Source organism: Nitrincola tibetensis, assembly GCF_003284585.1.
Taxonomy (GTDB): Bacteria; Pseudomonadota; Gammaproteobacteria; order Pseudomonadales; family Balneatricaceae; genus Nitrincola; species Nitrincola tibetensis.
In genome coordinates, this window is record NZ_QKRX01000015.1 from 15576 (window position 1) to 39755 (window position 24180).

25 protein-coding genes and 1 other RNA gene are annotated in these 24180 nt (G+C 46.9%); 13 read left to right on the forward strand and 13 right to left on the reverse strand.

Features of this window, described 5'->3' with window-relative positions; all coding sequences use genetic code 11:
* Nucleotides 1–2 precede the first annotated feature (2 nt).
* On the reverse strand, nt 3–1322 hold the full coding sequence (gene pepP, locus DN062_RS15775) for a Xaa-Pro aminopeptidase (protein ID WP_338039983.1): 1320 nt from the start codon (nt 1320–1322) through the stop codon (nt 3–5).
* Between the two features lie 11 nt (nt 1323–1333).
* Nucleotides 1334–1921: a UPF0149 family protein gene (locus tag DN062_RS15780; RefSeq protein WP_112160264.1), complete on the reverse strand. Its 588-nt coding sequence runs from the start codon at nt 1919–1921 to the stop codon at nt 1334–1336.
* A 137-nt stretch (nt 1922–2058) separates the two neighbouring features.
* Here DN062_RS15780 and DN062_RS15785 point away from each other — a divergent pair, with 137 nt between their 5' ends.
* From DN062_RS15785 to DN062_RS15800, 4 genes are all read left to right on the forward strand, one after another.
* Nucleotides 2059–2268, forward strand: a complete 210-nt coding sequence (locus DN062_RS15785; RefSeq protein WP_112160265.1) for a TIGR02449 family protein — start codon at nt 2059–2061, stop codon at nt 2266–2268.
* Nucleotides 2265–2558 carry a cell division protein ZapA gene (locus DN062_RS15790; protein ID WP_112160266.1) on the forward strand — a complete coding sequence of 98 codons (294 nt, stop codon included), beginning with the start codon at nt 2265–2267 and terminating at the stop codon, nt 2556–2558. The genes DN062_RS15785 and DN062_RS15790 overlap by 4 nt, the downstream gene beginning before the upstream one ends.
* 36 nt (nt 2559–2594) lie before the next feature.
* A non-coding RNA gene (gene ssrS / locus DN062_RS15795) (6S RNA) lies at nt 2595–2775 on the forward strand.
* A gap of 10 nt (nt 2776–2785) precedes the next feature.
* Nucleotides 2786–3382, forward strand: a complete 597-nt coding sequence (locus DN062_RS15800) for a 5-formyltetrahydrofolate cyclo-ligase (protein WP_112160267.1) — start codon at nt 2786–2788, stop codon at nt 3380–3382.
* Nucleotides 3383–3710: 328 nt separating this feature from the next.
* Here DN062_RS15800 and DN062_RS15805 read toward each other — a convergent pair whose 3' ends face one another.
* Nucleotides 3711–4619: an AEC family transporter gene (locus DN062_RS15805; protein WP_112160268.1), complete on the reverse strand. Its 909-nt coding sequence runs from the start codon at nt 4617–4619 to the stop codon at nt 3711–3713.
* 62 nt (nt 4620–4681) lie between these two features.
* Nucleotides 4682–6082, reverse strand: a complete 1401-nt coding sequence (gene argH / locus DN062_RS15810; RefSeq protein WP_112160269.1) for an argininosuccinate lyase — start codon at nt 6080–6082, stop codon at nt 4682–4684.
* A 146-nt stretch (nt 6083–6228) separates the two neighbouring features.
* Between argH and hemC the strand changes: the two genes are divergently transcribed.
* From hemC to DN062_RS15830, 4 genes are read left to right on the forward strand one after another with little or no spacing between them, the layout of a single operon-like run.
* Nucleotides 6229–7161 carry a hydroxymethylbilane synthase gene (gene hemC / locus DN062_RS15815; protein WP_205126756.1) on the forward strand — a complete coding sequence of 311 codons (933 nt, stop codon included), beginning with the start codon at nt 6229–6231 and terminating at the stop codon, nt 7159–7161.
* Nucleotides 7154–7960, forward strand: a complete 807-nt coding sequence (locus DN062_RS15820; protein ID WP_239995814.1) for a uroporphyrinogen-III synthase — start codon at nt 7154–7156, stop codon at nt 7958–7960. Before hemC ends, DN062_RS15820 begins: the two co-directional genes overlap by 8 nt.
* Nucleotides 7957–9246 (forward strand): uroporphyrinogen-III C-methyltransferase, encoded by a 1290-nt coding sequence (locus DN062_RS15825; protein WP_112160272.1) that lies wholly within the window; start codon nt 7957–7959, stop codon nt 9244–9246. Before DN062_RS15820 ends, DN062_RS15825 begins: the two co-directional genes overlap by 4 nt.
* Nucleotides 9246–10493: a heme biosynthesis HemY N-terminal domain-containing protein gene (locus DN062_RS15830; protein WP_112160273.1), complete on the forward strand. Its 1248-nt coding sequence runs from the start codon at nt 9246–9248 to the stop codon at nt 10491–10493. The genes DN062_RS15825 and DN062_RS15830 overlap by 1 nt, the downstream gene beginning before the upstream one ends.
* Before the next feature lie 75 nt (nt 10494–10568).
* Here the strand turns inward: DN062_RS15830 and DN062_RS15835 are convergent, their stop codons facing one another.
* From DN062_RS15835 to trxA, 4 genes are all read right to left on the reverse strand, one after another.
* Complete coding sequence (locus DN062_RS15835; RefSeq protein WP_162301316.1) at nt 10569–11309, reverse strand: NAD(P)H-flavin reductase; 741 nt, start codon at nt 11307–11309, stop codon at nt 10569–10571.
* Entirely contained in the window at nt 11306–12796 is a 1491-nt protein-coding gene (gene ubiD, locus DN062_RS15840) for a 4-hydroxy-3-polyprenylbenzoate decarboxylase (protein WP_112160275.1), read from the reverse strand. Before ubiD ends, DN062_RS15835 begins: the two co-directional genes overlap by 4 nt.
* A 93-nt stretch (nt 12797–12889) precedes the next feature.
* Nucleotides 12890–14149 (reverse strand): transcription termination factor Rho, encoded by a 1260-nt coding sequence (rho, locus tag DN062_RS15845; RefSeq protein WP_112160276.1) that lies wholly within the window; start codon nt 14147–14149, stop codon nt 12890–12892.
* A gap of 229 nt (nt 14150–14378) precedes the next feature.
* On the reverse strand, nt 14379–14705 hold the full coding sequence (gene trxA, locus DN062_RS15850; protein ID WP_036511867.1) for a thioredoxin TrxA: 327 nt from the start codon (nt 14703–14705) through the stop codon (nt 14379–14381).
* Nucleotides 14706–14907: 202 nt separating this feature from the next.
* On the opposite strand from trxA, the gene ppx reads away from it, so the two are divergent.
* Nucleotides 14908–16428 (forward strand): exopolyphosphatase, encoded by a 1521-nt coding sequence (ppx, locus tag DN062_RS15855; RefSeq protein ID WP_112160277.1) that lies wholly within the window; start codon nt 14908–14910, stop codon nt 16426–16428.
* A gap of 100 nt (nt 16429–16528) precedes the next feature.
* Here ppx and DN062_RS15860 read toward each other — a convergent pair whose 3' ends face one another.
* Entirely contained in the window at nt 16529–18076 is a 1548-nt protein-coding gene (locus DN062_RS15860) for a phosphoenolpyruvate carboxykinase (protein ID WP_112160278.1), read from the reverse strand.
* A 244-nt stretch (nt 18077–18320) separates the two neighbouring features.
* Complete coding sequence (hslO, locus tag DN062_RS15865; RefSeq protein ID WP_112160279.1) at nt 18321–19205, reverse strand: Hsp33 family molecular chaperone HslO; 885 nt, start codon at nt 19203–19205, stop codon at nt 18321–18323.
* Nucleotides 19206–19305: 100 nt separating this feature from the next.
* Here hslO and DN062_RS15870 point away from each other — a divergent pair, with 100 nt between their 5' ends.
* Nucleotides 19306–20106, forward strand: coding sequence for a phosphatase PAP2 family protein (locus DN062_RS15870; RefSeq protein WP_162301317.1), 801 nt, complete (start codon nt 19306–19308; stop codon nt 20104–20106).
* A 1-nt stretch (nt 20107) separates the two neighbouring features.
* Here the strand turns inward: DN062_RS15870 and hslR are convergent, their stop codons facing one another.
* Together hslR and yrfG are read right to left on the reverse strand one after the other, a co-directional pair.
* Nucleotides 20108–20506, reverse strand: a complete 399-nt coding sequence (hslR, locus tag DN062_RS15875) for a ribosome-associated heat shock protein Hsp15 (protein ID WP_112160281.1) — start codon at nt 20504–20506, stop codon at nt 20108–20110.
* Nucleotides 20490–21233 (reverse strand): GMP/IMP nucleotidase, encoded by a 744-nt coding sequence (gene yrfG, locus DN062_RS15880; RefSeq protein ID WP_338039984.1) that lies wholly within the window; start codon nt 21231–21233, stop codon nt 20490–20492. The genes hslR and yrfG overlap by 17 nt, the downstream gene beginning before the upstream one ends.
* Before the next feature lie 26 nt (nt 21234–21259).
* Between yrfG and cysQ the strand changes: the two genes are divergently transcribed.
* The 3 genes from cysQ to trmB all read left to right on the forward strand — a co-directional run bounded on the left by cysQ (nt 21260) and on the right by trmB (nt 23656).
* Nucleotides 21260–22081, forward strand: coding sequence for a 3'(2'),5'-bisphosphate nucleotidase CysQ (gene cysQ, locus DN062_RS15885; protein WP_112160282.1), 822 nt, complete (start codon nt 21260–21262; stop codon nt 22079–22081).
* Between the two features lie 202 nt (nt 22082–22283).
* Complete coding sequence (sodB, locus tag DN062_RS15890) at nt 22284–22865, forward strand: superoxide dismutase [Fe] (protein ID WP_112160283.1); 582 nt, start codon at nt 22284–22286, stop codon at nt 22863–22865.
* 107 nt (nt 22866–22972) lie between these two features.
* Nucleotides 22973–23656, forward strand: a complete 684-nt coding sequence (trmB, locus tag DN062_RS15895) for a tRNA (guanine(46)-N(7))-methyltransferase TrmB (protein WP_112160284.1) — start codon at nt 22973–22975, stop codon at nt 23654–23656.
* Here the strand turns inward: trmB and DN062_RS15900 are convergent.
* Nucleotides 23643–24167, reverse strand: a complete 525-nt coding sequence (locus DN062_RS15900; RefSeq protein WP_112160285.1) for a hypothetical protein — start codon at nt 24165–24167, stop codon at nt 23643–23645. The genes trmB and DN062_RS15900 overlap by 14 nt on opposite strands.
* Nucleotides 24168–24180 lie beyond the last annotated feature (13 nt).

Genomic DNA, 24180 nt, shown 5'->3' on the forward strand with positions numbered 1-24180 from the left:
TCCTAACGCGCCATTAAGGCTTCTATTTCATCGATTTCTTTTGGCACTGCAGCCGTTAATATATGATGACCTGTTGCCGTAACAAGCACATCGTCTTCTATGCGTATCCCGATGCCTCTCCAACGAGGATCAACGTCCTGGTTGTCCGCGGCTATATACACACCAGGCTCTACCGTCATGACCATACCCTCTTCCAGAGGCCGCCAATCCCCTTTTTGTTTGTACGCACCCACATCGTGAACATCCATACCCAGCCAATGCCCTATTCTGTGCATATAAAAAGGCTTATAGGCACCGGCTTCAATCAACTGATCGGCCTCACCCTTCAACAAGCCCAGCTCAAGTAAGCCTTCGGTTAAGAGCTTTACAGACAAATCATGAATCGCATTCCAAGGCGTTCCCGGCTTAATGGCTTCGATGCATTGCTTTTGCACGTCGAGAACCAGTCCATATAAGGCTTTTTGTTCTGGTGAAAAACGCCCATTGACCGGGAAGGTACGGGTAATATCACTGGCATAGCAATCCAATTCGCAGCCAGCATCAATCAAAACCAAATCGCCATCCTTTAGCTCAGCTGTATTCTCAATATAATGAAGAATACACGCATTCTGGCCTCCTCCAACAATGGGCGTATAGGCTTGAAAACGAGCGCCCTGCATCGCGCAATAATGCTGGATTTCTGCTTCTAGCTGATACTCCATCACGCCCGGACGACAAACTTGCATCGCGCGAACATGGGCCTGTGCAGAAATATCGGCGGCGCGTTGCATGAGCGCAATTTCTGCATCATCTTTAAACAGGCGCATTTCGTGTAATAAATCATCAATCAAGCCCAGCTGATTAGGCGCATGACGACCTTGGCGTGACGCTTCACGCAATCCTTTTAGCCAATTCATAACCTTAGAATCAAACTCAGCGCTCTGGCCCCAAGCATAATAAAGTGCCTGTGTGCCATCCAACACATCCGGCAACTGCTTTTCTATTTCAGAAAGAGCAAATGCTTGATCCATCCCATACTGGCTAACACAACCTTCTGGGCCTGCTCTAAAGCCTGTCCAGACTTCCATCGCGGGATCTCGTGGCTGACAAAACATAATACTGCGCCCCACACCCAAGCCAGGCAACAACACCAACAGGGCATCTGGCTCATTGAAACCCGTCAGATAATAAAAATTGCTGTCTTGTCGGAAGGCATATTCCGCATCTCTATTTCGAGTTACCAAACGGTTCGCGGCAATCAGCGCAACACTACCTTCAGGCATTTTTGACATAAGTTGCGCACGACGCTTTGCGAACACAGATTGATCTAACGTCATCAACATTTAAATACCCCTTAATGCAAAAGTGCCGGTTTGTCCGATGAATCATCTGCATCGGGCTGATTATAATCAATAAACACCAAAACCAAGGCCATGCGCACATACTCAGCCACTTCCATGAAATTGGCCTCGTCTCCAGCCTCTTCCTCTGAGTCTGCTTCTATCTGAGCAATTTGAGCCAGGTCTTGAATCGCTTCGTTCACCTGTTCCGACAAATGTTTAGTTGCGACCTGCATACCAAATCCAGCAAGGAAGCCACTGCACCAGCTGCCCAGTGCATCAACACGATCACTGAGTGCTTGATCGTCATCAGGCAACAACAATTCTACGGCCAAAGAGTCAGATTGGAGTTGAAGGAGTGTTGCTTGGTAGACACTCAGCAGCCCTAGTTTAGAAGTTTCTTGCTTAAAAGCACTGATGTCGGTCAGGTCTGCAAGCATTCGGAGTAATGTATCAGGGTCAAATCGTGCTCCAGCCGCCACATGGCCCGCAATCACCCCATGCAATTCTGAGGGTGAAAGTGTGAGAATGCCCTCTTCTATCAGTGCATTCGCAAGCGTATCAAAATCAGGCAGTTCTGTAGGTAATATATCTTTAGACATAGCGCATCGCATTACTCAATGATGAATGAATGTTGTTATGCTAGCATTTACTGAAGGTAGTATGAACAAAAGCACCGATTGACCCCATAGCGTGCGCTGTTTATATTGACGCTAACGCTGAGAGGAACATGTACGACATGAGTGAACACTATTTTGATGCGCTCGAACATAAAATTGATCGATTAATTACGCGTCTTGAAGAGTTAGAGCATGAAAACTTGCGTCTTAAAGAGCAGGAAGGCCGCCTAAGAGATGAGCGCAATCAATTGCTCACCATTAACAATCAGACTCAAAGCAAAGTCGAGGCAATGATTGCCCGACTCAAATCATTGGAGCAACGCTCATGAGCGCATCTCGCAGCGTGACCGTTAAACTTCTCGATAAAGAGTACACCATCAGTTGCCCAGACGGTGCAGAAGCTGAGCTACTGGCATCGGCTGACTATCTCAATGAGAAAATGCGTGAAATACGCAATACAGGCAAAATTGTTGGATTGGAACGCATTGCGGTGATGGCAGCATTGAATATGTCGCATGAGTTGATGAAGAGTAAAGAAGAGCAACGCCACGTTGTTGAAATGAATTTACGACGCATCAGCAATAAAATTGATCGAGCGCTTAACGATAAAAAAGGATAACACCTGACAAATGTCTTAAATTTGTTATAATAGGTTTGTCTCCTAGGATGTTCGAGAGTTGGTTAAGTCCCTCGAGCCTATAAATTCCTACTTGGCGGTGTTACTTTGGTGTTGTGTGCATGTCCGATGTTTCGGAAAGCCTAATACGCCAGATAATGCCTCCACTCTGAACCTCACGGTTCAGGGCCACAATCAATATCGGCATTCTGGGAGATCCTTTATATACCATGTCGACCGCTAGCGAAAAACAAACACTTCGCCAACAGATGCGAAGCGCTCGCCGAGCCCTATCACCACACCAGCAACGCCAGAACGCCCGTCTTTTATGCCGCTCAGTTGAGTCTCAACTTTGGTTTCAACAAGCTAAATCGATCGCTTTGTATTTACCCAATGATGGCGAAATAGACACAGGCCCTCTAATTCAACTCTGTTGGTTATCGGGGAAAAAAGTATTTCTACCCAGACTCCATCCCACAGCCAAGCACCGTCTTATCTTTGTTCCCTACACCGCGCAGAGCAAAATGCGACTTAATTGCTACCAAATTCCAGAGCCTATGATTCAGGGTCTAAAACCAAGACCTGCTTGGGCTTTAAGTTTAGTCATGTTTCCATTGGTCGCATTTGATCAAAAAGGAGGCAGATTAGGAATGGGGGGCGGCTATTATGACCGGACGTTTAGCTTCAAACACCTGCCTAAAGGCATGAACTCAACAAAACTTATTGGCTTAGCTCACGATATTCAGAAAGTAGACAGCTTACCGACCGAATCTTGGGACATACCCTTGCAGGGTATCGCTACAGATAAGGATTATTACCCCTGTTGACACCAAAAATGCCTAACTATTGAAAACTTGCTGAACTAACGACGCAATTTCAGGGGCACTTTGTGAAACACCGGTCATAACCGTACCCACAATAAAGAACAATACTACAACCAGAATAAGGTCAGGACTCCTTTTCATTAACTCGTATCTCACAATTGTAATAGGTTAGTGACAAACTCGTAGTGCGAAATAGCAGCTAGACTCTTGGCTTTAGTGCCAACTTAGCATCATATAATTTTAAACTATTGACGTAATAGTCTTTCACATTTAGAAATAAAATCAAGCATTAATTCTCTTTACTACGTAAGTAGTACAAAAGCGTTGATCTTTATCCAACAAATGACAACACCAAGGGTAAGGTTAACATCGCGAAGAGCGTTTGGGCCGTGATGATCGCCGCCATCACAGCCGCATCGCCCCCTAGTTGTCGGGCCAGAATATAGGCAGAGGTTGCGGTTGGCATTGCCGCAAAAATGATCAACACTTGAGATGCTAACTCGGATAACTGAAAGCCGTAAGCAACTCCCCAAGCAATGAGAGGAAATAGCAAAAGCTTGATGGCCGAAGAAATATAAAGCACTCGACCTGAAGACCTCAAAGCACTCAGATTAAGCGCAGCCCCCACAGAGAGCAGACCTAAAGGCAACGCCATTTGCCCTAACAGGCCTAGAGTGGCAGAAAACGTCGCTGGCAACCCACCCAACTGATTCACAAGAACCCCAGCAAAACAGGCAAGAATTAGCGGGTTAGTCACTAACGCCTTAAGGGTCGGCACTAGATTGGAGGCCAAACCCTTCTCACTCGAAAAAACAAGAACACAGAGTATATTTAGAGTTGGAATCATCACTGCTGCAATAATGGCGGCAATCACCAAACCCGCTGATGATAACAATGCCGATGTGGTGGCAAGCGCAACAAATGTATTAAAGCGCATACTGCCTTGATAAAACGACGTATAGGTTGCAAAGCCAACCCCTAAACGTTTTTTTAGCAACAAGCAAACACCACTGACGAGTGCTAACAGAAGCAAAACCGCCAATACAATCCGCAAGGACTCACCTCCTGAGAGGCTGGCTTGACTCAAACTATTAATTAATAGAGCCGGAAACAGCAGGTAGTAAGTAAAGCGCTCTGCGGGCGCCCAAAACCCCTCTCCGGGGAATCCGTGGCGACGCGCAAAAAAACCAATCATCAGTAACGCAAAAATAGGCACTAACGCAGAGATGATCTGTAGCATCGCCTTTCCTCAAGCCTTCTGTGAGTAAAGGCATCTAGAGAAGACCAGATGCCCCTTCTTAATCAGTCAACTGAACGTGCTTGCAGCATTTGACGACCCTGCTGCACAGCCCATCGAACTTGATCAGGTGCCGTGCCACCTATATGATTTCGAGCCGCAACTGATCCATCCAGAGACAAAACATCAAACACATCGGCTTCAATGATATTTGAGAACTGTTGCAGCTCTTCGAGCGACATTTCACCTAGATCTTTCTGTGTGCGTACACCATAAGCAACGGACAATCCAACGATCTCATGGGCATCACGGAAGGCAACACCTTTGCGCACCAAATAATCCGCTAAATCCGTAGCCGTTGAAAAGCCTCTCAACGCCGCTTCCCTCATCACATCTTTGCGTGCTTCAAGGGCAGGAATCATATCTGCGAAGGCCCTCAGGCAACCCTTGACTGTATCGACCGTATCAAACAGCGGTTCTTTATCTTCTTGATTATCTTTGTTGTACGCCAGAGGTTGAGACTTCATTAATGTCAACAACGACACTAAATGACCATAAACACGCCCACTTTTACCGCGAACCAACTCGGGCACATCTGGATTTTTCTTTTGCGGCATTATCGAAGAGCCTGTACAGAAACGATCCGGCAAGTTGATAAAATTGAATTGTGAAGATGTCCACAAAACCAATTCTTCAGACATACGCGTCATATGCATCAGCAACAGACTGGATGCCGCACAGAACTCGATTGCAAAATCACGATCAGAGACAGCGTCCAACGAGTTATTGGCAGGCGCCGCAAACTGGAGCAGCTCCGCTGTGTAAAAGCGATCAATTGGATAGGTTGTCCCCGCTAAAGCTGCAGCGCCTAACGGCAGAACATTAATCCGTTTACGGCAATCAACAAAGCGCTCGTAATCACGGCTCAGCATTTCAAACCAAGCCATTAAATGATGACCGAAAGTGACGGGCTGCGCCGTTTGTAAATGTGTAAAGCCTGGCATGATTGTATCGGCTTCGCGTTCGGCTAACTCTAACAATCCATTTTGCAGGCGGCTTATTTCATCTAAAATCAAATCCGTTTCATCGCGCATATACAAACGTATATCCGTGGCAACTTGGTCGTTGCGAGAACGTCCCGTGTGCAATTTCTTGCCAGTAATACCAATTTTACGGGTCAGTGCGGCTTCTATGTTCATATGCACGTCTTCGAGTTCAACCGACCACTCAAAGTCACCACGTTCGATTTCAACACGAATTTCGCTTAAGCCACGAATAATGTCATCACGTTCAGCATCGCTCAGGACACCGACTTTAGCCAACATACGCGCATGCGCAATTGATCCCTGAATATCCTGCCTAAATAGACGCTGATCAAACATGACTGAGGCGGTAAAACGAGCAACGAACGCATCGGTAGGTTCCGAGAAACGTCCGCCCCACTGTTGATTGGTTTTTTCACTCATGTCGAGATCTCCGTGAAGGGCTAAAAAATTAACGCAATTATACCAATGTTATCATCATAATGGACGTAGGATTTCGCCTGAAACGCTGTCTTCTGATACAATCCCATGTATTTTAAGATGATTAATCCGGTGACAGGGCCCACATTATGAGCAGAACCATACGAATTGCTACACGTCGTAGCTTGCTTGCTCTTTGGCAAGCAGAATACGTCAAATCGGAATTGGAACGTCACCACCCTGAATTAACGATCGAATTGGTCACAATGGTGACCCAAGGCGACAAGATTCTAGATACACCCTTGGCCAAAATCGGTGGTAAGGGACTTTTCGTCAAAGAATTGGAAACTGCCATGCTTGAGCATCGAGCGGACATTGCCGTTCACTCCATGAAAGATGTTCCTATGGAGTTCCCTGAAGGGTTAGGCCTTGCAGTGATCTGCCCTCGCGAAAAGCCGACTGATGCTTTTGTCAGCAATCATTTTGATTCACTAGATGACTTACCGATGGGTGCACGCGTTGGTACATCCTCTTTACGCCGAGAAGTACAAATCCGCGAGCGTCGCTCTGACCTTGTAGTTTCGAGCCTACGCGGGAATGTTCAAACACGCCTTGGCAAACTGGATGCGGGTGAGTTTGATGCCATCATCCTTGCGACAGCAGGCTTGATTCGCCTGAAACTTGAAACGCGTATCCGTCAGGAAATACCCGCTGAAGAGAGCCTACCAGCAGGCGGTCAAGGCGCTGTTGGGATTGAGTGCAGACTGGACGATCACGAACTCATCGCGCTGCTCCAACCCCTGCATGATATTGATACCTCTGACCGCGTCTTGGCCGAGCGTGCCATGAACCGCCGTCTTGAAGGAGGATGCCAAGTACCCATTGGATGCTACGCTCTGCTAGAGGGTGACCAGCTTTGGTTACGGGGTTTAGTCGGTCGTCCAGATGGCACTCTCGTTTTGAGAGATGAAATTCGCGGCCCCAGACAGGACGCCGAATCTTTAGGCATTACACTCGCCGAGCGCTTATTGGCTGCGGGTGCTGATGACGTGTTAAAAAGTGTTTATGCATCACATGGATAAACCCTTAAAAGGCCGTCATGTTTTGGTATTGCGGGCTGCGCATCAAAACGCTGCTCAATGCGAACGCTTGGCGCAACTGGGGGCACAGGCTGTTGCACTCCCAGCATTGGAGATAGAGCCGGTTACCGAGATCAATGCAGAAGACTATTGGTCGCTAAAGGACAGCATTCAAAATATCGACACTTATCAAATCGTTATTTTTGTTAGTCCCAATGCAGCTGAATTTTCCTACGAGTGGATCGATGCCTATTGGCCACAACTGCCTGTGGGAGTGGACTGGATCGGCATTGGCCAACAGACATGCAAACGACTGCAAAGCTTAGACATTCCAGCTTGGTCCGTGGCTAACGGATACGACTCCGAAAGCTTACTTTCTGATGCGCGTCTGCAAAATGTGGCTGGGCAACGAGTTCTCATCCTTCGCGGACAAGACGGCCGACGTCTTATTTACGACACACTGACCCAACGTGGTGCTAAAGTCGATTATAGAACAGTTTACTATCGTCGCTGCCCCCGCTATTCTGAACAGGTTATTTATGAGGCTGTGGTCGCTCATCCACCTGCTGCCATTTTAGCAACCAGTGGCGAGGTGCTGACCAACCTATTGTCCATCGTAGGCCAGCTTTCCACAGAGCAGCGCCAGTCAATTTTTTTAAGTTTGTTAATCGTTCCCAGCCAGAGAATTGCTGAATTAGCACGAGGCTTGGGATTCACCCGGGTCAGGGTTGCGTCTGGACCAGATGATGAATCAATGGTTCAGGCTATAATTCCTGCCAACGAATTGGAACAACCGGCATGAAAGACACACCAGAGAAGAAGAACGATAGCACAACCAAGAAAACTCAACCTGAACAATCCACCTCGGCATCCGAAAGCAGCGGTGTAGATGAGACAACCTCTGCCAAGACTGACGCTAAAGAGGCAACCTCTAGCGAGAAAAGCGCGCCAGTATCGAAAGAACCTAGTGTAGAGCCAGTGTCCGCCTCTAACGAGCCGCCGACCAAGCCTGAAATGACACCAGCGACCCAACCCACTTCGTCAAACTGGCCTGGTAAAGTCGCGTTAGTCTTGTCTGTTGCGGCACTTGGCCTTAGCGGCTATATGTACTGGTCCAGCGAGCAGTCCCGCACTCAAATCCAACTTCTCTCTGCAAACCTAGACAGCGCATTAGCCAGTGCTAAAGCGGATAGCAGTGAGCGCATTAGCGGCATCAGCCAACAGTTAGGTCAGGTTCAAGAGCGAACTGAACAACTGCGTTCATTGAATACAAAAACGGAACAAAGCATCGAAACACTGCATGGCCGTTTAACTCAAGCCGTACAACAAATGAATGCTCAACAACAGGTTTCTGACAAAGACTGGCTATTGGCTGAAGCTGAATACTTGTTGCGGTTGGCAAATCAACGCGTCTTAATGGAAAACTCAGCATCAGGTGCCTTAGCGCTCCTCAGATCAGCTGACAAGGTTTTACAAGAAGCCGACGATGTTTCGCTATACCCGATTCGCCAAAGCTTAGCAGCTGACATCAGTGCTTTAGAAGGAGTGCCTAGACTGGATGTAGAAGGCATTTACTTACGCTTAAGCGCAATGAGCCAACAGACGACGCAACTGCGCATGTCTCACCCCTCTGATCAACGTCAATTACCAAACTTATTGGATGATGTTACACCGGACAGCTTAAAAGAGAGCTGGGGAGCAGGCGCAAAAGCCGCACTCAACAAGGCGATGGACAAGCTGGATCAACTCGTTGTTATTCAACATAGAGATGCTCCTATCGCTCCTTTATTGGCCCCAGATCAAATCTACTATCTGCAACAGAATCTCCACTTAATGTTTGAACAGGCTCAAACAGCGGTTTTACAACGCCGCCAAGGTGCCTATGAAGAAAGCTTATCGAAAGCGTCAACCTGGATTGGAGATTACTTTGATACGACAGAAGCCAATGCCATTTCTTTACTGCGTGCGATAGAGGAACTTAAAACCTTCCAAGTTGCCCCTGAGCTACCTTCAATTGCCACTTCTCTCAATGCGCTCAAAGAGCACATGGCTGAAGTAAGACGCTTGCAAAGAGAAGGAGGCAATTAATGAAACGTTTTTTTCTACTGATACTCATCGTCTTAGTCGCAGGTGCTTGGGCCGGACAGCTCATGATGCAAGATACTGGGTATGTGTTAGTAGCGTTCAAGCAAACGACGATTGAAACAACCCTTTGGGTATTCTTAATCGCCACACTGATCGCTTTTTTCATTGCTCACGGCTTAGTGAATCTCTTCTTTAACACACACCTGCCTTGGGATAAATTCCGTAACTGGCGTGAAAAAAGACAACAAAAAGCCGCGAACAAAGAAACCCTTAAAGGCTTTTTGCAACTGTCACAAGGCGACTGCTTGAAGGCACAGAACTTGCTCAGCCAATCGGCTGAAAAGTCCGGCGTCCCTTTGATCAACTACCTTGCAGCAGCACGTGCCGCCAATGAGGGTGGAGATCACCAGAACGCTGACCTTCTGCTGCAGAAGGCCTTAAAGGCTGCCCCTGAGGCGGACTTAACCATTAAAATCACTGAAGCCCAATTCAAGGTCAACCGTGGACAGATTGAAGCGGCGCTAACACTTCTGTTGAATCTTCGCCGGACAGAACCCAGAAACAAACAAATTCTCGTACTGCTTAAAGAAGTCTATGCAGGGCTAGATGACTGGCAAGGCCTTGTTGACCTTCTTCCAGACCTAAAAAAGTACGAAGCACTCACCAACACTCAGCTACAGCGTATTGAAAAAGAAGCCTGCATTGGTCTTCTTAAGCAGTTCAAACAACAAAATACACTAACCGATGAGAATGCCGTTAAGCATTTGCAAAGCCTTTGGGTAACCTTACCCAAAACAGTGGCTAAACATAACGACGTAGTGGCTGAATACACTCAACAGCTCATCGAACACAAAGGCTTTTCAGCAGCAGAAACCCTACTGCGTGAAACGCTCAACAACAGCTGGAATGAAAGACTGATTGAACTCTATGGACAAGTGCAGCTAGCCAAACCAAGAAAGCTTCTTGATCAGGCGAAAGCATGGTTTCCAGCACATCCAGAAAGCCTGGGGTTGAAGTTAGCACTCGCACGCCTCTCTCTTCTCAATCAAGAATGGGAAGAAGCTGCTGAGTACTATCAAATGACACTGGCGTCTCAGGAGACACCAGAACATCTGGCGGAGTATGCAAGACTCCTGAAACACCTTGGCAAACCCGTTGAGGCCAGCGAGCAGTTAAATCGTAGCATCGAGCTGCTCAGCAGCCAGTTACCTGATTTACCTTTGCCACCACCGGCACTAAAAGCCACCTAAACACAGCAATACCGGATGTCATGCAATAAAAAAAGGGTCTGAAATGACCCTTTTTTATGGTAACAAGAAACCAACTTAAGTGTGCCGAACAGGCCTTGGCGCATAAGCAAATGCATCGGCAAAGATCTGATCGTCTAGCACACCTCTATCCTCTAGCACATCCACTAAAGCATAGACCATTGCTGGCGACCCACTAATGTAAACCCGCATCTGAGAAAGATCACTTGGCAAGTCCTCTTGAATTGCAGTGGGCAGCATTCCTTTACGTCCCATCCACTCAGCATCATCATCGCTCAAGACAGGCACAAAGCGTACATTCTTGTGCTCCTTAGACCACTGATCTGGCAAGTCCACCAAATACATATCCTCGCGCTGACGAGCCCCCCAGTAGATATCGATGGGATTCATCACTTGATTAGCAAGCAAATGCTCAACCATGCTTTTGATCTGGGCAAAACCTGTGCTTGCGGCCACAAACACCAAGTGCTGCTCGGGATTTAAGGTTTGCACATCTAAACAACATGAACCCATACCCAGCGTGACACTCACTTGTGGCTGTGTCTGCAAATGCGTCAAGATCGCGGTATTTAATAGACTCTCTGGCATCGCACGGATGTGCAGTTCCAGATCGCTGCTTTGATCAGGCGCTGACGCGATAGAAAAGGAGGCTTTACGTCCATCAGGCAACTCTAAATCTAAATATTGACCTGCAATAAATTCCAACCGGTGCTGAGCATCTGCTACACGTAAACGGACTCGATACACATCATGATTCAATAAACTTACATTGACGATATCTGTCGTATAACTTTTCAATTCTGTGTTCCTCCAAGGATGTCTAGGCTGTCCCATAACGCATCCACTCGCACCTTGATTTCATCACTCATTGCAATGGGCTCTCCCCACTCTCGCTGAGTCTCTCCAGGCCATTTATTGGTCGCATCCATCCCCATCTTCGACCCTAAGCCAGATACAGGTGATGCAAAGTCAAGATAATCAATCGGTGTGTTTTCAATCATGACCGTATCACGGGAAGGGTCCATCCGCGTGGTAATCGCCCAGATCACATCCTTCCAATCCCTTGCATTGACGTCATCATCGCAAACAACAACAAACTTAGTGTACATAAATTGGCGTAAAAATGACCAGACGCCCAACATGACGCGCTTCGCATGCCCAGGATACTGTTTCTTAATGGTCACAACAGCCATTCGGTAAGAACAGCCCTCTGGTGGCAGATAGAAATCAATGATCTCGGGGAACTGCTTTTGCAGTATCGGTACAAACACTTCATTGAGGGCAACCCCTAAAATGGCAGGCTCATCCGGTGGCCGACCGGTATAGGTGCTGTGATAAATCGGATCTTTACGGTGTGTGATTCGCTCGACAGTAAATACTGGAAAACGATCCACTTCGTTGTAATAGCCAGTGTGATCCCCAAACGGCCCTTCATCCGCCATTTCCTCTGGGTAGATATACCCTTCTAGAACAAACTCGGCGCTTGCGGGCACCTGCAAATCATTGCCAATACACTTCACCAATTCCGTTTTGCCACCACGCAACAATCCAGCAAATGCGTACTCCGAAAGCGTATCAGGCACCGGAGTAACAGCACCTAGAATAGTGGCGGGGTCAGCCCCCAAAGCCACGGCTACTGGAAAAGGCTGGCCAGGATTTGCTTGCTGCCACTCGCGGAAGTCTAGCGCCCCCCCACGATGAGCCAACCATCTCATAATGAGCTTATTACGGCCAATGAGCTGCTGACGGTAAATGCCTAAGTTTTGGCGTGGCTTATTAGGCCCCCGTGTGATGACCAGCGGCCAAGTCACTAGAGGCCCAGCATCGCCAGGCCAGCAGGTCTGAATTGGCAGCTGATACAAGTCAACATCATCACCCTCAATGACATACTCCTGACAAGCGGCCGAACGCACCAACTTAGGCCCCATGTTCAAGACGTGCTTAAATACAGGGAGTTTTTCCCAAGCATCTTTAAAGCCTTTTGGAGGCTCAGGCTCTTTCAGCTGCGCCAGCAACTTACCCACATCTCGCAAAGCTGACACCGACTCTTCACCCATGCCTAAAGCGACACGTTCAGGAGTTCCGAAGAGGTTAGCAAGCACAGGGTATTTAAAGCCAACTGGATTTTCAAACAACAAAGCCGGTCCACCAGCCCGTAAAGTTCGATCACAAATTTCGGTCATTTCCAAAACAGGATTGATAGGCTGTTTGATGCGCTTTAGCTCACCGCGCTGCTCCAGCATGCGGATGAAATCTCGGAGATCTTTATATTTTGGTGTAGACATGGCAATAACTTTTTTGAGAGAGATAGCAACTGCCGAGCAGCCGCTACCTGTTTGAAGATGTCAGACTTACGTCAGCAACATCAAAATAGATCGTTATTTACGTCTCATCGACAAGAAGAACTCATCGTTTGTTTTGAAGTCTTTAAGCTTATCAATAACAAACTCTGTCGCCGCTGCATCTTCCATCGGATCAAGAAGCTTTCTAAGAATCCACATACGTTGCAATTCATCTTCCGTCGTCAACAGATCTTCTCTGCGCGTACCGGAACGGCGAATGTTAATCGCTGGGAATACCCGCTTCTCTGCAACTTTACGATCAAGGTGAACCTCGGCATTACCCGTTCCCTTAAATTCTTCGTAAATAACTTCGTCCATTTTAGAGCCAGTATCAACCAAGGCGGTGGCGATAATCGTAAGACTTCCACCCTCTTCAATATTTCGAGCCGCACCAAAAAAGCGCTTAGGGCGCTCTAAGGCATGCGCATCCACACCACCTGTTAAGACTTTACCAGATGACGGAATAACCGTGTTATAGGCACGCGCCAAACGTGTAATCGAATCAAGAAGGATGACAACGTCTTTTTTATGTTCGGTTAAGCGCTTCGCTTTTTCTAACACCATCTCTGCCACTTGAACGTGGCGTGATGGCGGCTCATCAAACGTTGATGCGACGACTTCACCCCTGACGGTACGCTGCATGTCGGTCACTTCTTCAGGACGCTCATCTATCAGCAGTACAATCAAATAGCAATCTGGGCTGTTACGCGTGATGCTGTTTGCAATATTTTGCAGCATTAACGTTTTACCCGCTTTAGGCGGGGAAACGATCAATGCGCGCTGGCCTTTACCCATTGGCGAAACCAAGTCAATGACACGTGCTGTAATATCTTCAGTACTGCCATTTCCCACTTCCATACGAATACGAGACTGAGCAAATAAGGGGGTTAGGTTTTCAAACAGGATTTTGTTCTTGGCATTTTCAGGACGGTCGAAGTTGATTTCACTGACTTTAAGCAGTGCAAAATAACGCTCACCATCCTTTGGTGGGCGAATTTTACCTGCTATGGTATCGCCCGTTCGTAGATTAAAACGTCGTATCTGGCTAGGTGAGACATAAATATCATCAGGACCTGCCAAGTACGAGGAGTCTGCTGAACGCAAAAAACCAAAGCCATCTTGCAGAATTTCCAAAACACCGTCGCCGTAGATATCTTCTCCACTGACAGCATGTTTTTTCAAGATTGCAAAAATAACATCTTGTTTGCGAGAGCGGGCCATATTATGGAGGCCCATGGTATTTGCGATCTCGAGAAGATCAGGAACACTTTTTAATTTTAATTCGGTAAGATTCATAGTTTCTTTGGATGCAGCCAAGAGTGGGCTGATATTGAATGGTAGCCGGAGGATTGATTGGAAAGATTAATTACAGCAATCGAAACTAAAGGTAACGATTATTGTACCTAGTAACATCTAACGACACGTAAAAGATAAGGGAAATATAAAGATTTTATGTGCTGGTGTCTAGTTCTCTGATAAGAAAATGCGCGATATACCAAAGTAAGTCGCGCATCACTGTCAGTTATTACAGATTTGCGTCAATGAAAGCAGACAACTGTGACTTGGACAATGCACCAACCTTTGTCGCTTCAACGTTCCCCCCTTTAAATAACATTAACGTTGGGATACCGCGAATACCGAACTTCGGTGGCGTTTCGTTGTTTTCATCTATGTTAAGCTTGCACACCTTGAGTTGCCCTTCATATTCCTTAGCAATTTCCTCAAGGACAGGGGCGATCATCTTGCATGGGCCGCACCACTCCGCCCAATAATCTACCAAAACAGGGCTATCAGACTTCACCACCTCATCTTCAAAGCTTGCGTCGGTGACGTTAACAATAATATCGCTCATGAACTTCTCTCTCCATTGCACTTGGTGCTTTGTAATCGATTATACAAGGATAATAACACCAGTTTTTACTGATTGTGAACTGAATATTCATAGGTATACCCTATCACCTGCATAGTGAAAAGCTTCTTAAGGGCGAAAGGGTCTGGCAGAATAGTCATTTAGCCAGTACTCTCTGTTAAAAGTAAATTAGAGATTAGAATCGATGTACGAACAATCAGCCACAATTGATCCAAACAAACCCGGCGCATTGATGGCGGCCATCGACATTGGATCGAACAGTTTTCACATGGTCGTCGCACGATATGTCGAGGGTGAATTAAAACCCATTGATATCATGTCAGAAAAAGTACAGCTTGCATCCGGCATGGACGACGAAGGGCTTCTAACACCGGATGCACAGCAACGTGGGCTCGATTGTTTAAGTCGCTTTGCACAACGTTTAACTGAGTTACCTCGCAGTGCCATACGTGCGGTTGCAACCAATGCGTTACGAGAAGCGGTCAACGGTGATGAGTTTGCACAGCAAGCCGCTAAAATTTTGGGACTCCCGATTCAAATCGTTGCAGGCCATGAAGAAGCACGCCTCATATATTTAGGTGTTTGTCATAGCCTTGCCGACGATTCAGGCAAACGCTTGGTGATTGATATTGGCGGAGGCAGTACCGAGTTTATTATTGGTGAGCGCTTCGAACCACAGCTTCTCGAAAGTCTTCAAATGGGGTGCGTAAGCTTCCATGAAGAGTTTTTCTTAGATGGGAAAATTACTGAGGCTGGCTTTAATAAGGCCAAAATGGCTGCACAACAAGAGCTTTTATCTATCAGAAGAAACTATAAGCGTTTAGGCTGGAGCAGCTGCGTTGGCTCTTCCGGAACGATCAAAGCCACCTTACAAGCCTGCACGGAGCTAGGCCTTTCGAATGGCATTATTACGCGCGATGCTTTAAACAAACTGAAAACCTATTTGCTTCAGGTTGGACATTCAGATCAACTGACGCTTTCAACCGTTAAACCCGAGCGCAAAGCTGTATTGCCGGCAGGGGTTGCAATTCTGGATGCAGCTTTTGAGTCATTGGATATCGAAAGCATGGCTTTTTCTGATGGTGCTCTGCGCGAGGGGGTGCTCTATGATATGGCAGGGCGTTTGCGCCATGAAGACGTGCGAGAGCGGACGATTAACGCCTTAATGCAGCGTTACCATATTGACAGCAAACACGCCTATCGCATCGAAGCCACTGCCCTAATTATGCTGGCACAAGTAAAAGATCCTTGGCAGCTGAATGATCCAGAATTCCATGACATGCTCTGCTGGTCGGCTCGCACACATGAAATCGGATTGACCATTTCCCACAACCGCTATCATCGTCATAGCGCCTATTTGCTGCAACACTGTGATTTGGCAGGGTTCAGTAATTTAGAACAGCAGATGCTAGCCTTTTTGGCAAAAGGACACCGTCGTAAACTACCCAAAGATGAATATAAAACACTACCGGATGAAAAACGAGATGCGTATTTGCGCTTGTGTCTTCTACTTCGTTTAGCCGTCATTTTTCATCGCAGCCGCAGTAAAGCACGCTTACCAGCGTTCAGCTTACAGGTCGATGGAAATAAGCTACACCTCTGTTTTCCGTCTGGCTGGCTTGACCACCACCCGCTAACACGTGCGGATCTTGAAAACGAATCCGAGTTTCTAAAAAGCATGGACTACAAACTTAAAGTTGACTGACATGCAGAACAGCTAAACCCTTCGAACGATGGATTGAGCACTACAAAAAAGCCCTTGACGCTGACAGCGATCAAGGGCTTTTTATAATGGAATTAAACGCTTACAGCTGTGGACCCGCTTTGATGATTTCTTCAGACACGCCAGAGAACTTCTGGAAGTTATCAACAAACTGCTGAATCAAGTCTTTTGCAGCAGCGTCATAGTCGGCCGGATTCGCCCAGGTTTCGCGTGGGTTCAACAAAGAAGAATCGACACCTGGCACCTGAGTTGGAACCGCAAGATTGATGCCCGGCAAATGAACCAGCTCACAATCCTTAAGAGCACCACTTTGAATCGCACTAATGATGCCGCGAGTAGTTGGAATACTGAAACGCTGCCCCACTCCATAAGAACCACCTGTCCAGCCTGTATTCACAAGGTACACGCGTGAGCCAAAGGCATTGATACGCTTCATAAGTAGGTCAGCGTAAACATGTGCTGGACGCGGGAAGAAAGGCGCACCGAAACAAGTTGAGAAGGTTGACTTGATACCGCCACCTGAGCCCATTTCAGTTGAGCCCACTAACGCTGTATATCCAGACAAAAAGTGATACGCCGCCGCTTCTTTTGTTAATACAGAAACAGGCGGCAGAACGCCAGTTAAGTCACAGGTTAAGAAGACTATGGCTTCAGGCTCTGCACCCTTGTTGTCAGACGAGCGTTTTTCAACGTGCTCAAGCGGATAGGCGCAACGACCATTTTCAGTCAGCGACGTGTCGTTGTAATCTGCAACGCGCTTCTCATCAAGCGTAACGTTTTCAACAATCGCACCGAATCGAATCGCATCCCAAATAATGGGCTCATTCTTCTGGCTCAGGTTGATCGTTTTTGCGTAGCAACCACCTTCAATATTGAAGACAACGCCTGTTCCCCAACCATGCTCATCATCACCAATCAAGAAACGGTCAGGATCAGCAGATAAGGTCGTTTTTCCTGTGCCAGACAAACCGAAGAATAGAGTTGTAGAGCCGTCTTCGCCAATATTCGCTGAACAGTGCATGGGTAAAACATCGAACTCTGGCAACAAGAAGTTTTGCACAGAGAACATGGCTTTTTTCATTTCACCCGCATAGCGCATGCCAGCAATCAGCACCTTACGCTCAGTGAAATTTAAGATGACACAGCCGTCGCTGTTTGTACCGTCGCGTTCTGGCTCACAGACAAAGCCCGCCGCATTGATAATCTCCCACTCATCTTTTGAGTTAGGGTTATACACCGAAGGGCGAATGAATAGATTTAAACCAAACAGATTTTGCCACGCAGTTTGCGTTGTCATCTTAACTGGAAGGTAATGATTATCATCCGATCCAACATGCACATAAGATACAAAGCGCTCTTCATCATTCAGCCAATTCGCAACACGATCCCACAACGCATTAAATGTATCAGGATCAAATGGACGATTCACCTTACCCCAATCGACGGTATCGGCAGTGGTAGCATCCTTAACGATAAAACGATCCATCGGTGAACGCCCGGTACGCTTACCGGTTGTGACAACCAGTGCACCATTATCAGCCAGCACACCTTCTTGACGCTGTAAGGCGCGCTCAACTAACTCAGCTGGGCTAAGGTTCTGATGTGCAATTTTGACGGTTTCTGTAGTCATTACTAATTCCCTTGGCGCTATGCCAAAAAATTACTGAAGAGCCTTAAAGACCCCTGCCAAGAAGCCTCGGTGAGTACCCGCTAATCGCTTAGGTTACACAGATGTCCGAGCCTAGATACTAATACTTTTTCACACTTTAAAGGCCGACTATTATGACATAAAAAAGAGCGTATTGGCACAATACACAAACTCTTCTCATTCACAAATTCGACTGGCTAGACTAAGGTTTAACCCATCTTTACTTTTAGTGCAATACGGAATCTCCCGCTTCTTCACCCTGAGCTGGTTCAGCGAAGAGAGATTTTATATCTGTTTGATTAAACAAATAACGCTCATTACAAAATTGACAATCGACCTTTAACACACCATCAGCTTCATCAGCGGCAGCGTCTAGGAGATCAGATTCTGTTAACAGCTTGAGCGCATTAGCGCTTCGCTCTCTGGAACAGTCACAATAAAACTCAAGCGTTTGCGCTTCAAAGAGTCGACACTCTTCCTCATGAAATAAACGATAAAGAAGGGTCTCATTGTCTAATGATAAGAGCTCGTCTGCTGACAAGGTTCCAGCTAAAAAGGTAATCCTCTCCCAGTCGTCTAAACTTCCCTTCGCGCTTGGCAACATCTGCAATAAAAGCCCCGATGCTTGACGCCCATCAGCTTGCAAGTAGATGCTCGTCGCCAATTGTTCAGACTGCTTAAAATAAATTTCAAGACACTTTGCTAGGGTTTCCCCCTCTAAACCAACAACGCCTTGATAACGCTGTCCACCAATGGGCTCCAGCGTTAGAGCTAAACGTCCTTCTTCTAGCAAGTCGGCAAGGCTCCCAAGCTCAGGCACTTCGCCATCTACTCTGGCAACCGCTCTCACCTGCTGATGGTGTGTACATTCTGCCATCAGCATGCGAACGGCACCTGTGCCTTGAGCCTGAAGAATCAACCGACCTTCAAATTTCAAGGTTGAACTTAACAGCGTGACAGCCGCCATCATTTCACCCAAAAGCGTTTGGACACACGAAGGGTAAGTGTTACGGCTCAACACCGCCTGATAACTTTCCTGCAACCCCGTCACCACACCTCTGACGTCTAAATCATCAAACAGTATTCGTTGAATTTTATCCGGTGAGCTCATTCACAATTTCCACCTTAACGGCTAACTCTAAGAGTGGAGCCGGCGCACTTGCGCTGTTACCATAAAGCAATATTTTAACATAATGGGTCTATTCATTCGTATGACAAGCTCAAAACCTTTTTTTTCAGATCAATGGCAACTACGCCCGCTTATCATCTTTCATGCAATTGCCTTAGCCCTATTGCTAAGTTTTATCTGGCCTGCTGGCTTTTTCGCTTGGCGAAGCGCAGATGAGCAGGTTTTCTTTGCATTAAATTCTTCGCTTGAGAGCGGCGGTACCTGGGCTTGGCTATGGGCTTGGGCAAACACACGTTACAAAGACCTAGCATTGGCCGTTGTGATGCTGTGCTTTCTCATTTTCCCCAAACTTGGTATCCCCCGCTCAGAGCTCCAAAAAGCCTTTATTGGCTTTATAGTTTTACTCTTTTTACTCATTCCACTGCGTTATTTTTTTTACGAATTTGCTAAAGCAATAGATCTAACAGGACAAAGTCCATCTAGAGTACTCGAGCCGGCTTACTTACTAACAGAGCTATTCCCTGGTATTCCAGCTAAAGATGCCTCGTCACGCAGCTTCCCTGGAGATCACGCGACCATTCTCTTACTTTGGGCCGGTTACCTGTTGATGTGCTCTCGCCATTTTATGGCGTATATTGCGGCATTCATTGCAACACTGATGATTCTTCCACGACTGGTGGGTGGCGCCCACTGGCTAAGCGACATTCTTGTCGGCGGCCTAGTCATCGCACTGCCTATTCTGGCTTGGGGCTTCTACACACCCTTACTTCACAAGTGCACCAGCCGTATAGCCAAACATCTTCAGCCTTTATTTCACCTAGTCAGCCGGATTCCACTTTTAGGAACATTGGCATTTTTTGATGTCAGTCGAAAACGGGGCTGACTTAATCCCAGCTCCCCTTCACACGCAGTAGCTCCCGACGACTCTTTTTATCCGGCCGGTGTTCGGGAGCACTGCCATGAATTTTACGTTGCTCTGCCGCACGTTCACGCTTCTCGATACTTTCTGGTTTTTCACGATACAAACGCTGGGCCTCCTCAGCCCCTCTCCTCTGATCGGCAAGACTCACTACGACGATTGTCTTTTCATCAAAGCCTAAGCGCAGGGTAAGCTCTGCGCCTATCTCAACCATTTTGCTACTTTTTGCGCGCTGTCCATCATAATGAACTTTACCGCCCTCAATCATTTGCTTGGCGAGCGCACGTGTCTTATAAAATCGTGCTGCCCAGAGCCACTTATCTAATCGCACTTTCGATTGGCTAGAGTCATAATGTTGGGTCATTCGTTGGCATCACCTCTTCAAAATCATGAATTGCATTAAACCGATCAACGGCACGAGCAGGCATTTGGCTATCGGGTTGAGCGATGCTCAACAAGTAGCCAACACCATAGATTGCGGCTGAGTTCAGAACAGGGAGGCTGTCATCAATCAATAAGGTTCGCGGAGGAGAGAAAGGCTCTCTTTCCTGTAATGCATGCCAAAAAGCTTGATCCTCTTTCGGCACCTGAAACTCGTGAGATGAGATAACCGCATCTACCATACTGGCCAACCCCGTTCGCTCTAACTTTAAGTTTAAGCTATCAGGGTGCGCATTGGTGACAATCACACTGCGTTTGTGTGATGCTTTTAAAGCCTTTAAAAAACTCGGCACATTCGGACGAAAGCCAATTTTTTCGGCCACTTCATGCTTTAGAGCCGCGACTGGCAAGCCCAACTCTTCTGTCCAATAATCCAAACAATACCAACTGAGACGACCTTGCTCCTGCTTTATGCGTTCATGCAGCCATTGCTTTGCTTCGTTTGGCTCAAGAGCATGCACTTGCGCATAGCGCAAGGGCAAAAATTCTAACCAAAAATAGGAGTCGAAATGGAGATCCAACAAGGTACCGTCCATATCCAACAAAACTGTATCTATCGCTTGCCAATCCAATATCATCAGTGAAACACTTACCTTATTGATTAAACCTATCTCCAGTATGAACTGATCAATTTGATTTTTGAAGCTCATCGAGTTATTCGCCAAAGGAGTCACACATGCACACTAACCTGCCGCCCATTGAGTCATTACTTGAATTGGTTCGCAACGCCGGTGACGCAATCATGGAGGTGTATCATCAAGGAGAGTGGGACACGCAATTAAAAGCCGATCAATCTCCGGTGACCGCCGCCGATCTCGCAGCAGAACGAATTCTGGCTCAAGGGCTCGGCGTGTTAACGCCTGATATTCCTATTTTGAGTGAAGAAGCGCGGATACCGGACTGGTCGGAGCGCCAAGGCTGGACTCGCTACTGGTTGATTGACCCACTAGACGGTACGCGTGAGTTTCTACAACGAAATGGTGAGTTTACCGTTAACCTTGCGCTGATTGATCAACAAACCCCAGTCTTAGGCATTGTTTACGCTCCTGCAAAATCAGCGTTTTACTGGGGAGGTACCCACTTGGGAGCCTGGCGCATAGAAAATGGATTGCCTCACCCCATTCAAACGCGCTCAATTAAAGATAAAGTTCACTTACTGACCAGCCGCCGTCATGGACGCAAAGAGGCTGAAGCCGTCGCTCAAGTATTAGAGGATTTTAAAGTCAACACGAGCGCGATGGGTAGTTCACTTAAGCTTTGCTTGATTGCCTCGGGTATGGCTGATTTATATCCCCGAATGACACCTACTAGCGAGTGGGACACTGCGGCGGCGCAAGCGATTTTGGTTGAGGCTGGTGGAGTATTGCTAGATGCCAACACACTGGAGCCTTTGCGCTACAACACTAAGGATTCGCTTGAAAACCCTGCCTTCATTGCACTGGGCGATACCTCCCTCAGCCTTGAAAAACGCCTTAAGTGCGAATCTTTCAATCACTGAACCTTGTTTTTCAAACAAACGCCGCAATATAGTATTTGATGAGTGTTTAATCGAAGGGGCTGACTCCTTTTAAGACAAAAAGTCACATTTTTTGTGCCGTTATAGAATCTCAATTCAGTGATATGATGGTACAGATTGCGTGAAGGCGTAATTCTTTTCGTAACGTTAAACACCAATTCCTGTCAAATTAAAGGTGATTATAATGAGTTTTGAACTGCCAGCACTGCCTTACGAGAAAAATGCACTTGAACCACATATTTCTGCAGAAACCTTGGATTACCATCACGGTAAGCACCACAACACCTATGTTGTAAAGCTGAATGGCTTGATCCCTGGTACTGAGTTTGAAGGCAAGAGCCTAGAAGACATCATCAAAACTTCATCTGGCCCTGTCTTCAATAACGCCGCTCAAATTTGGAACCACACCTTCTACTGGCATTGCCTTGCACCAAATGCTGGTGGTGCTCCAACAGGCGCTATTGCAGATGCAATTAATGCCAAGTGGGGTTCTTTCGAAAAATTCCAAGAAGAGTTCAATGACAAAGCGGTCAATAACTTTGCCTCTAGCTGGACTTGGTTAGTTAAAAATGCTGACGGCTCCTTAGAGATCGTTAACACCAGCAATGCTGGAACGCCGATGACCAATGGCCAAACAGCGTTGTTGACTGTCGACCTATGGGAACATGCGTACTACATTGATTACCGCAATGTACGCCCTGATTACCTAAAAAGCTTCTGGGCACTTGTAAACTGGGAATTTGTAAACCAGAACCTAGCGGCTTAATACGTACGCATAGGTTAAAAGCACAGCAGCCTCCTGTTGTGCTTCAGTGAAAAGACCGCGCCAAGCGGTCTTTTCATTTTAGGCTCGAACCCCGTTAGCTGTGAATTATGTCAAAGCATCCTATACACTCTACACCACTTAACTCAGGCAACTCGCGCTCCGTTGCTTCGTCACAATCGATATTACATCCAGACTTAGAAAAGCTCGTTAAAAAATACCAATCCACTCATTTTAATAAACCAATCGCGTACCATAACCAACAGGCATTTGAATTATTAAGAGAGCGCCTCAATCAATACGACTCTAAACTCATATTTGATTCAGGCTGTGGCGTCGGCGACAGCACGAATTATTTAGCAATGCAGTACCCGGATCATCTGGTTGTAGGTATTGATCGCTCTGAAGACAGACTGACAAAGCAACGCCCTCCTTTGCCAAGCAATGCGCTATTGGCGCGAAGCGATTTAGTCGACTTTTGGCGCTTAGCTACAAGTGCTAATATCCGACTTTCTCACCATTTCCTGCTCTATCCGAACCCCTATCCAAAAGCGAACCAAATCAGCAGACGTTTTTATGCTCACCCAGTCTTTCCTGACTTTGTCAAACTCGGTGGAAGGATTGAAGCCCGTAGCAACTGGAAACTCTACCTTGAAGAGTTGCAACTTTCCTTGCACCTCTACGGCATTAAATCCAGTCTGAAACAACTGCATGTTGAACTACCTATTACTGCCTTCGAACGCAAGTATCACGCCAGTGGTCAACCTCTTTGGCGATTGATTAGCGAATCTTAACAATCGCTAGTCGCTCCTCAATGATCGCGATTCGCTTCCGAGTATCGGCGATAAACGCCTGCGAGGCCTGAATTGAGCCTAGATCCCCACCTTGGTTTTTCACAAATGCGTCACTCATTTGAGTTTCGCGCAGATCTAACCACTCATTCTGCTCTTTAATTTCGCGCGAACGTGCTAGCTCAGGCAAGTAATCCAACAGTTCGTGAAACAGCACATACAATTGCGCATCATATAAGTAGGCTAAATTTAAAAGGGTTTGCAATTGTTCAGGATCTTGCGATTGAGTTTGCCGTGCCAGCAAAATCTCGAATTGCAGAATCGGTTGCTGGTAGTTTGGAAACCAATTGAGTGCTGTTATTTCTGGCGAAGAGAGCCGCTGTTGAGCGCCAAAATCGATATTACTTGACTCACCTACAACTGTGGAAGAGCCCGTGGAAGGCCTCACAATATCAGTGCAACCAGACAAACTAAACAATAGCGTCAGGCAAACTAGCCCTGCCGTTAATCTCATAGGTATGTATCCT

Bases quoted from the DNA above. Each gene is read 5' to 3' on its own strand.
- sodB (WP_112160283.1), top strand. From the start codon at position 22,284: ATGAGTTTTGAACTGCCAGCACTGCCTTACGAGAAAAATGCACTTGAA.
- DN062_RS15785 (WP_112160265.1), top strand. From the start codon at position 2,059: ATGAGTGAACACTATTTTGATGCGCTCGAACATAAAATTGATCGATTA.
- DN062_RS15805 (WP_112160268.1), bottom strand. From the start codon at position 4,619: ATGCTACAGATCATCTCTGCGTTAGTGCCTATTTTTGCGTTACTGATG.
- pepP (WP_338039983.1), bottom strand. From the start codon at position 1,322: ATGTTGATGACGTTAGATCAATCTGTGTTCGCAAAGCGTCGTGCGCAA.
- DN062_RS15870 (WP_162301317.1), top strand. From the start codon at position 19,306: ATGACAAGCTCAAAACCTTTTTTTTCAGATCAATGGCAACTACGCCCG.
- hslR (WP_112160281.1), bottom strand. From the start codon at position 20,506: ATGACCCAACATTATGACTCTAGCCAATCGAAAGTGCGATTAGATAAG.
- DN062_RS15900 (WP_112160285.1), bottom strand. From the start codon at position 24,167: ATGAGATTAACGGCAGGGCTAGTTTGCCTGACGCTATTGTTTAGTTTG.
- DN062_RS15780 (WP_112160264.1), bottom strand. From the start codon at position 1,921: ATGTCTAAAGATATATTACCTACAGAACTGCCTGATTTTGATACGCTT.
- hemC (WP_205126756.1), top strand. From the start codon at position 6,229: ATGAGCAGAACCATACGAATTGCTACACGTCGTAGCTTGCTTGCTCTT.
- DN062_RS15790 (WP_112160266.1), top strand. From the start codon at position 2,265: ATGAGCGCATCTCGCAGCGTGACCGTTAAACTTCTCGATAAAGAGTAC.
- trxA (WP_036511867.1), bottom strand. From the start codon at position 14,705: ATGAGCGATATTATTGTTAACGTCACCGACGCAAGCTTTGAAGATGAG.
- DN062_RS15860 (WP_112160278.1), bottom strand. From the start codon at position 18,076: ATGACTACAGAAACCGTCAAAATTGCACATCAGAACCTTAGCCCAGCT.
- DN062_RS15825 (WP_112160272.1), top strand. From the start codon at position 7,957: ATGAAAGACACACCAGAGAAGAAGAACGATAGCACAACCAAGAAAACT.
- rho (WP_112160276.1), bottom strand. From the start codon at position 14,149: ATGAATCTTACCGAATTAAAATTAAAAAGTGTTCCTGATCTTCTCGAG.
- ppx (WP_112160277.1), top strand. From the start codon at position 14,908: ATGTACGAACAATCAGCCACAATTGATCCAAACAAACCCGGCGCATTG.
- trmB (WP_112160284.1), top strand. From the start codon at position 22,973: ATGTCAAAGCATCCTATACACTCTACACCACTTAACTCAGGCAACTCG.
- yrfG (WP_338039984.1), bottom strand. From the start codon at position 21,233: ATGAGCTTCAAAAATCAAATTGATCAGTTCATACTGGAGATAGGTTTA.
- DN062_RS15830 (WP_112160273.1), top strand. From the start codon at position 9,246: ATGAAACGTTTTTTTCTACTGATACTCATCGTCTTAGTCGCAGGTGCT.
- DN062_RS15820 (WP_239995814.1), top strand. From the start codon at position 7,154: ATGGATAAACCCTTAAAAGGCCGTCATGTTTTGGTATTGCGGGCTGCG.
- hslO (WP_112160279.1), bottom strand. From the start codon at position 19,205: ATGAGCTCACCGGATAAAATTCAACGAATACTGTTTGATGATTTAGAC.
- argH (WP_112160269.1), bottom strand. From the start codon at position 6,082: ATGAGTGAAAAAACCAATCAACAGTGGGGCGGACGTTTCTCGGAACCT.
- cysQ (WP_112160282.1), top strand. From the start codon at position 21,260: ATGCACACTAACCTGCCGCCCATTGAGTCATTACTTGAATTGGTTCGC.
- DN062_RS15800 (WP_112160267.1), top strand. From the start codon at position 2,786: ATGTCGACCGCTAGCGAAAAACAAACACTTCGCCAACAGATGCGAAGC.
- ubiD (WP_112160275.1), bottom strand. From the start codon at position 12,796: ATGTCTACACCAAAATATAAAGATCTCCGAGATTTCATCCGCATGCTG.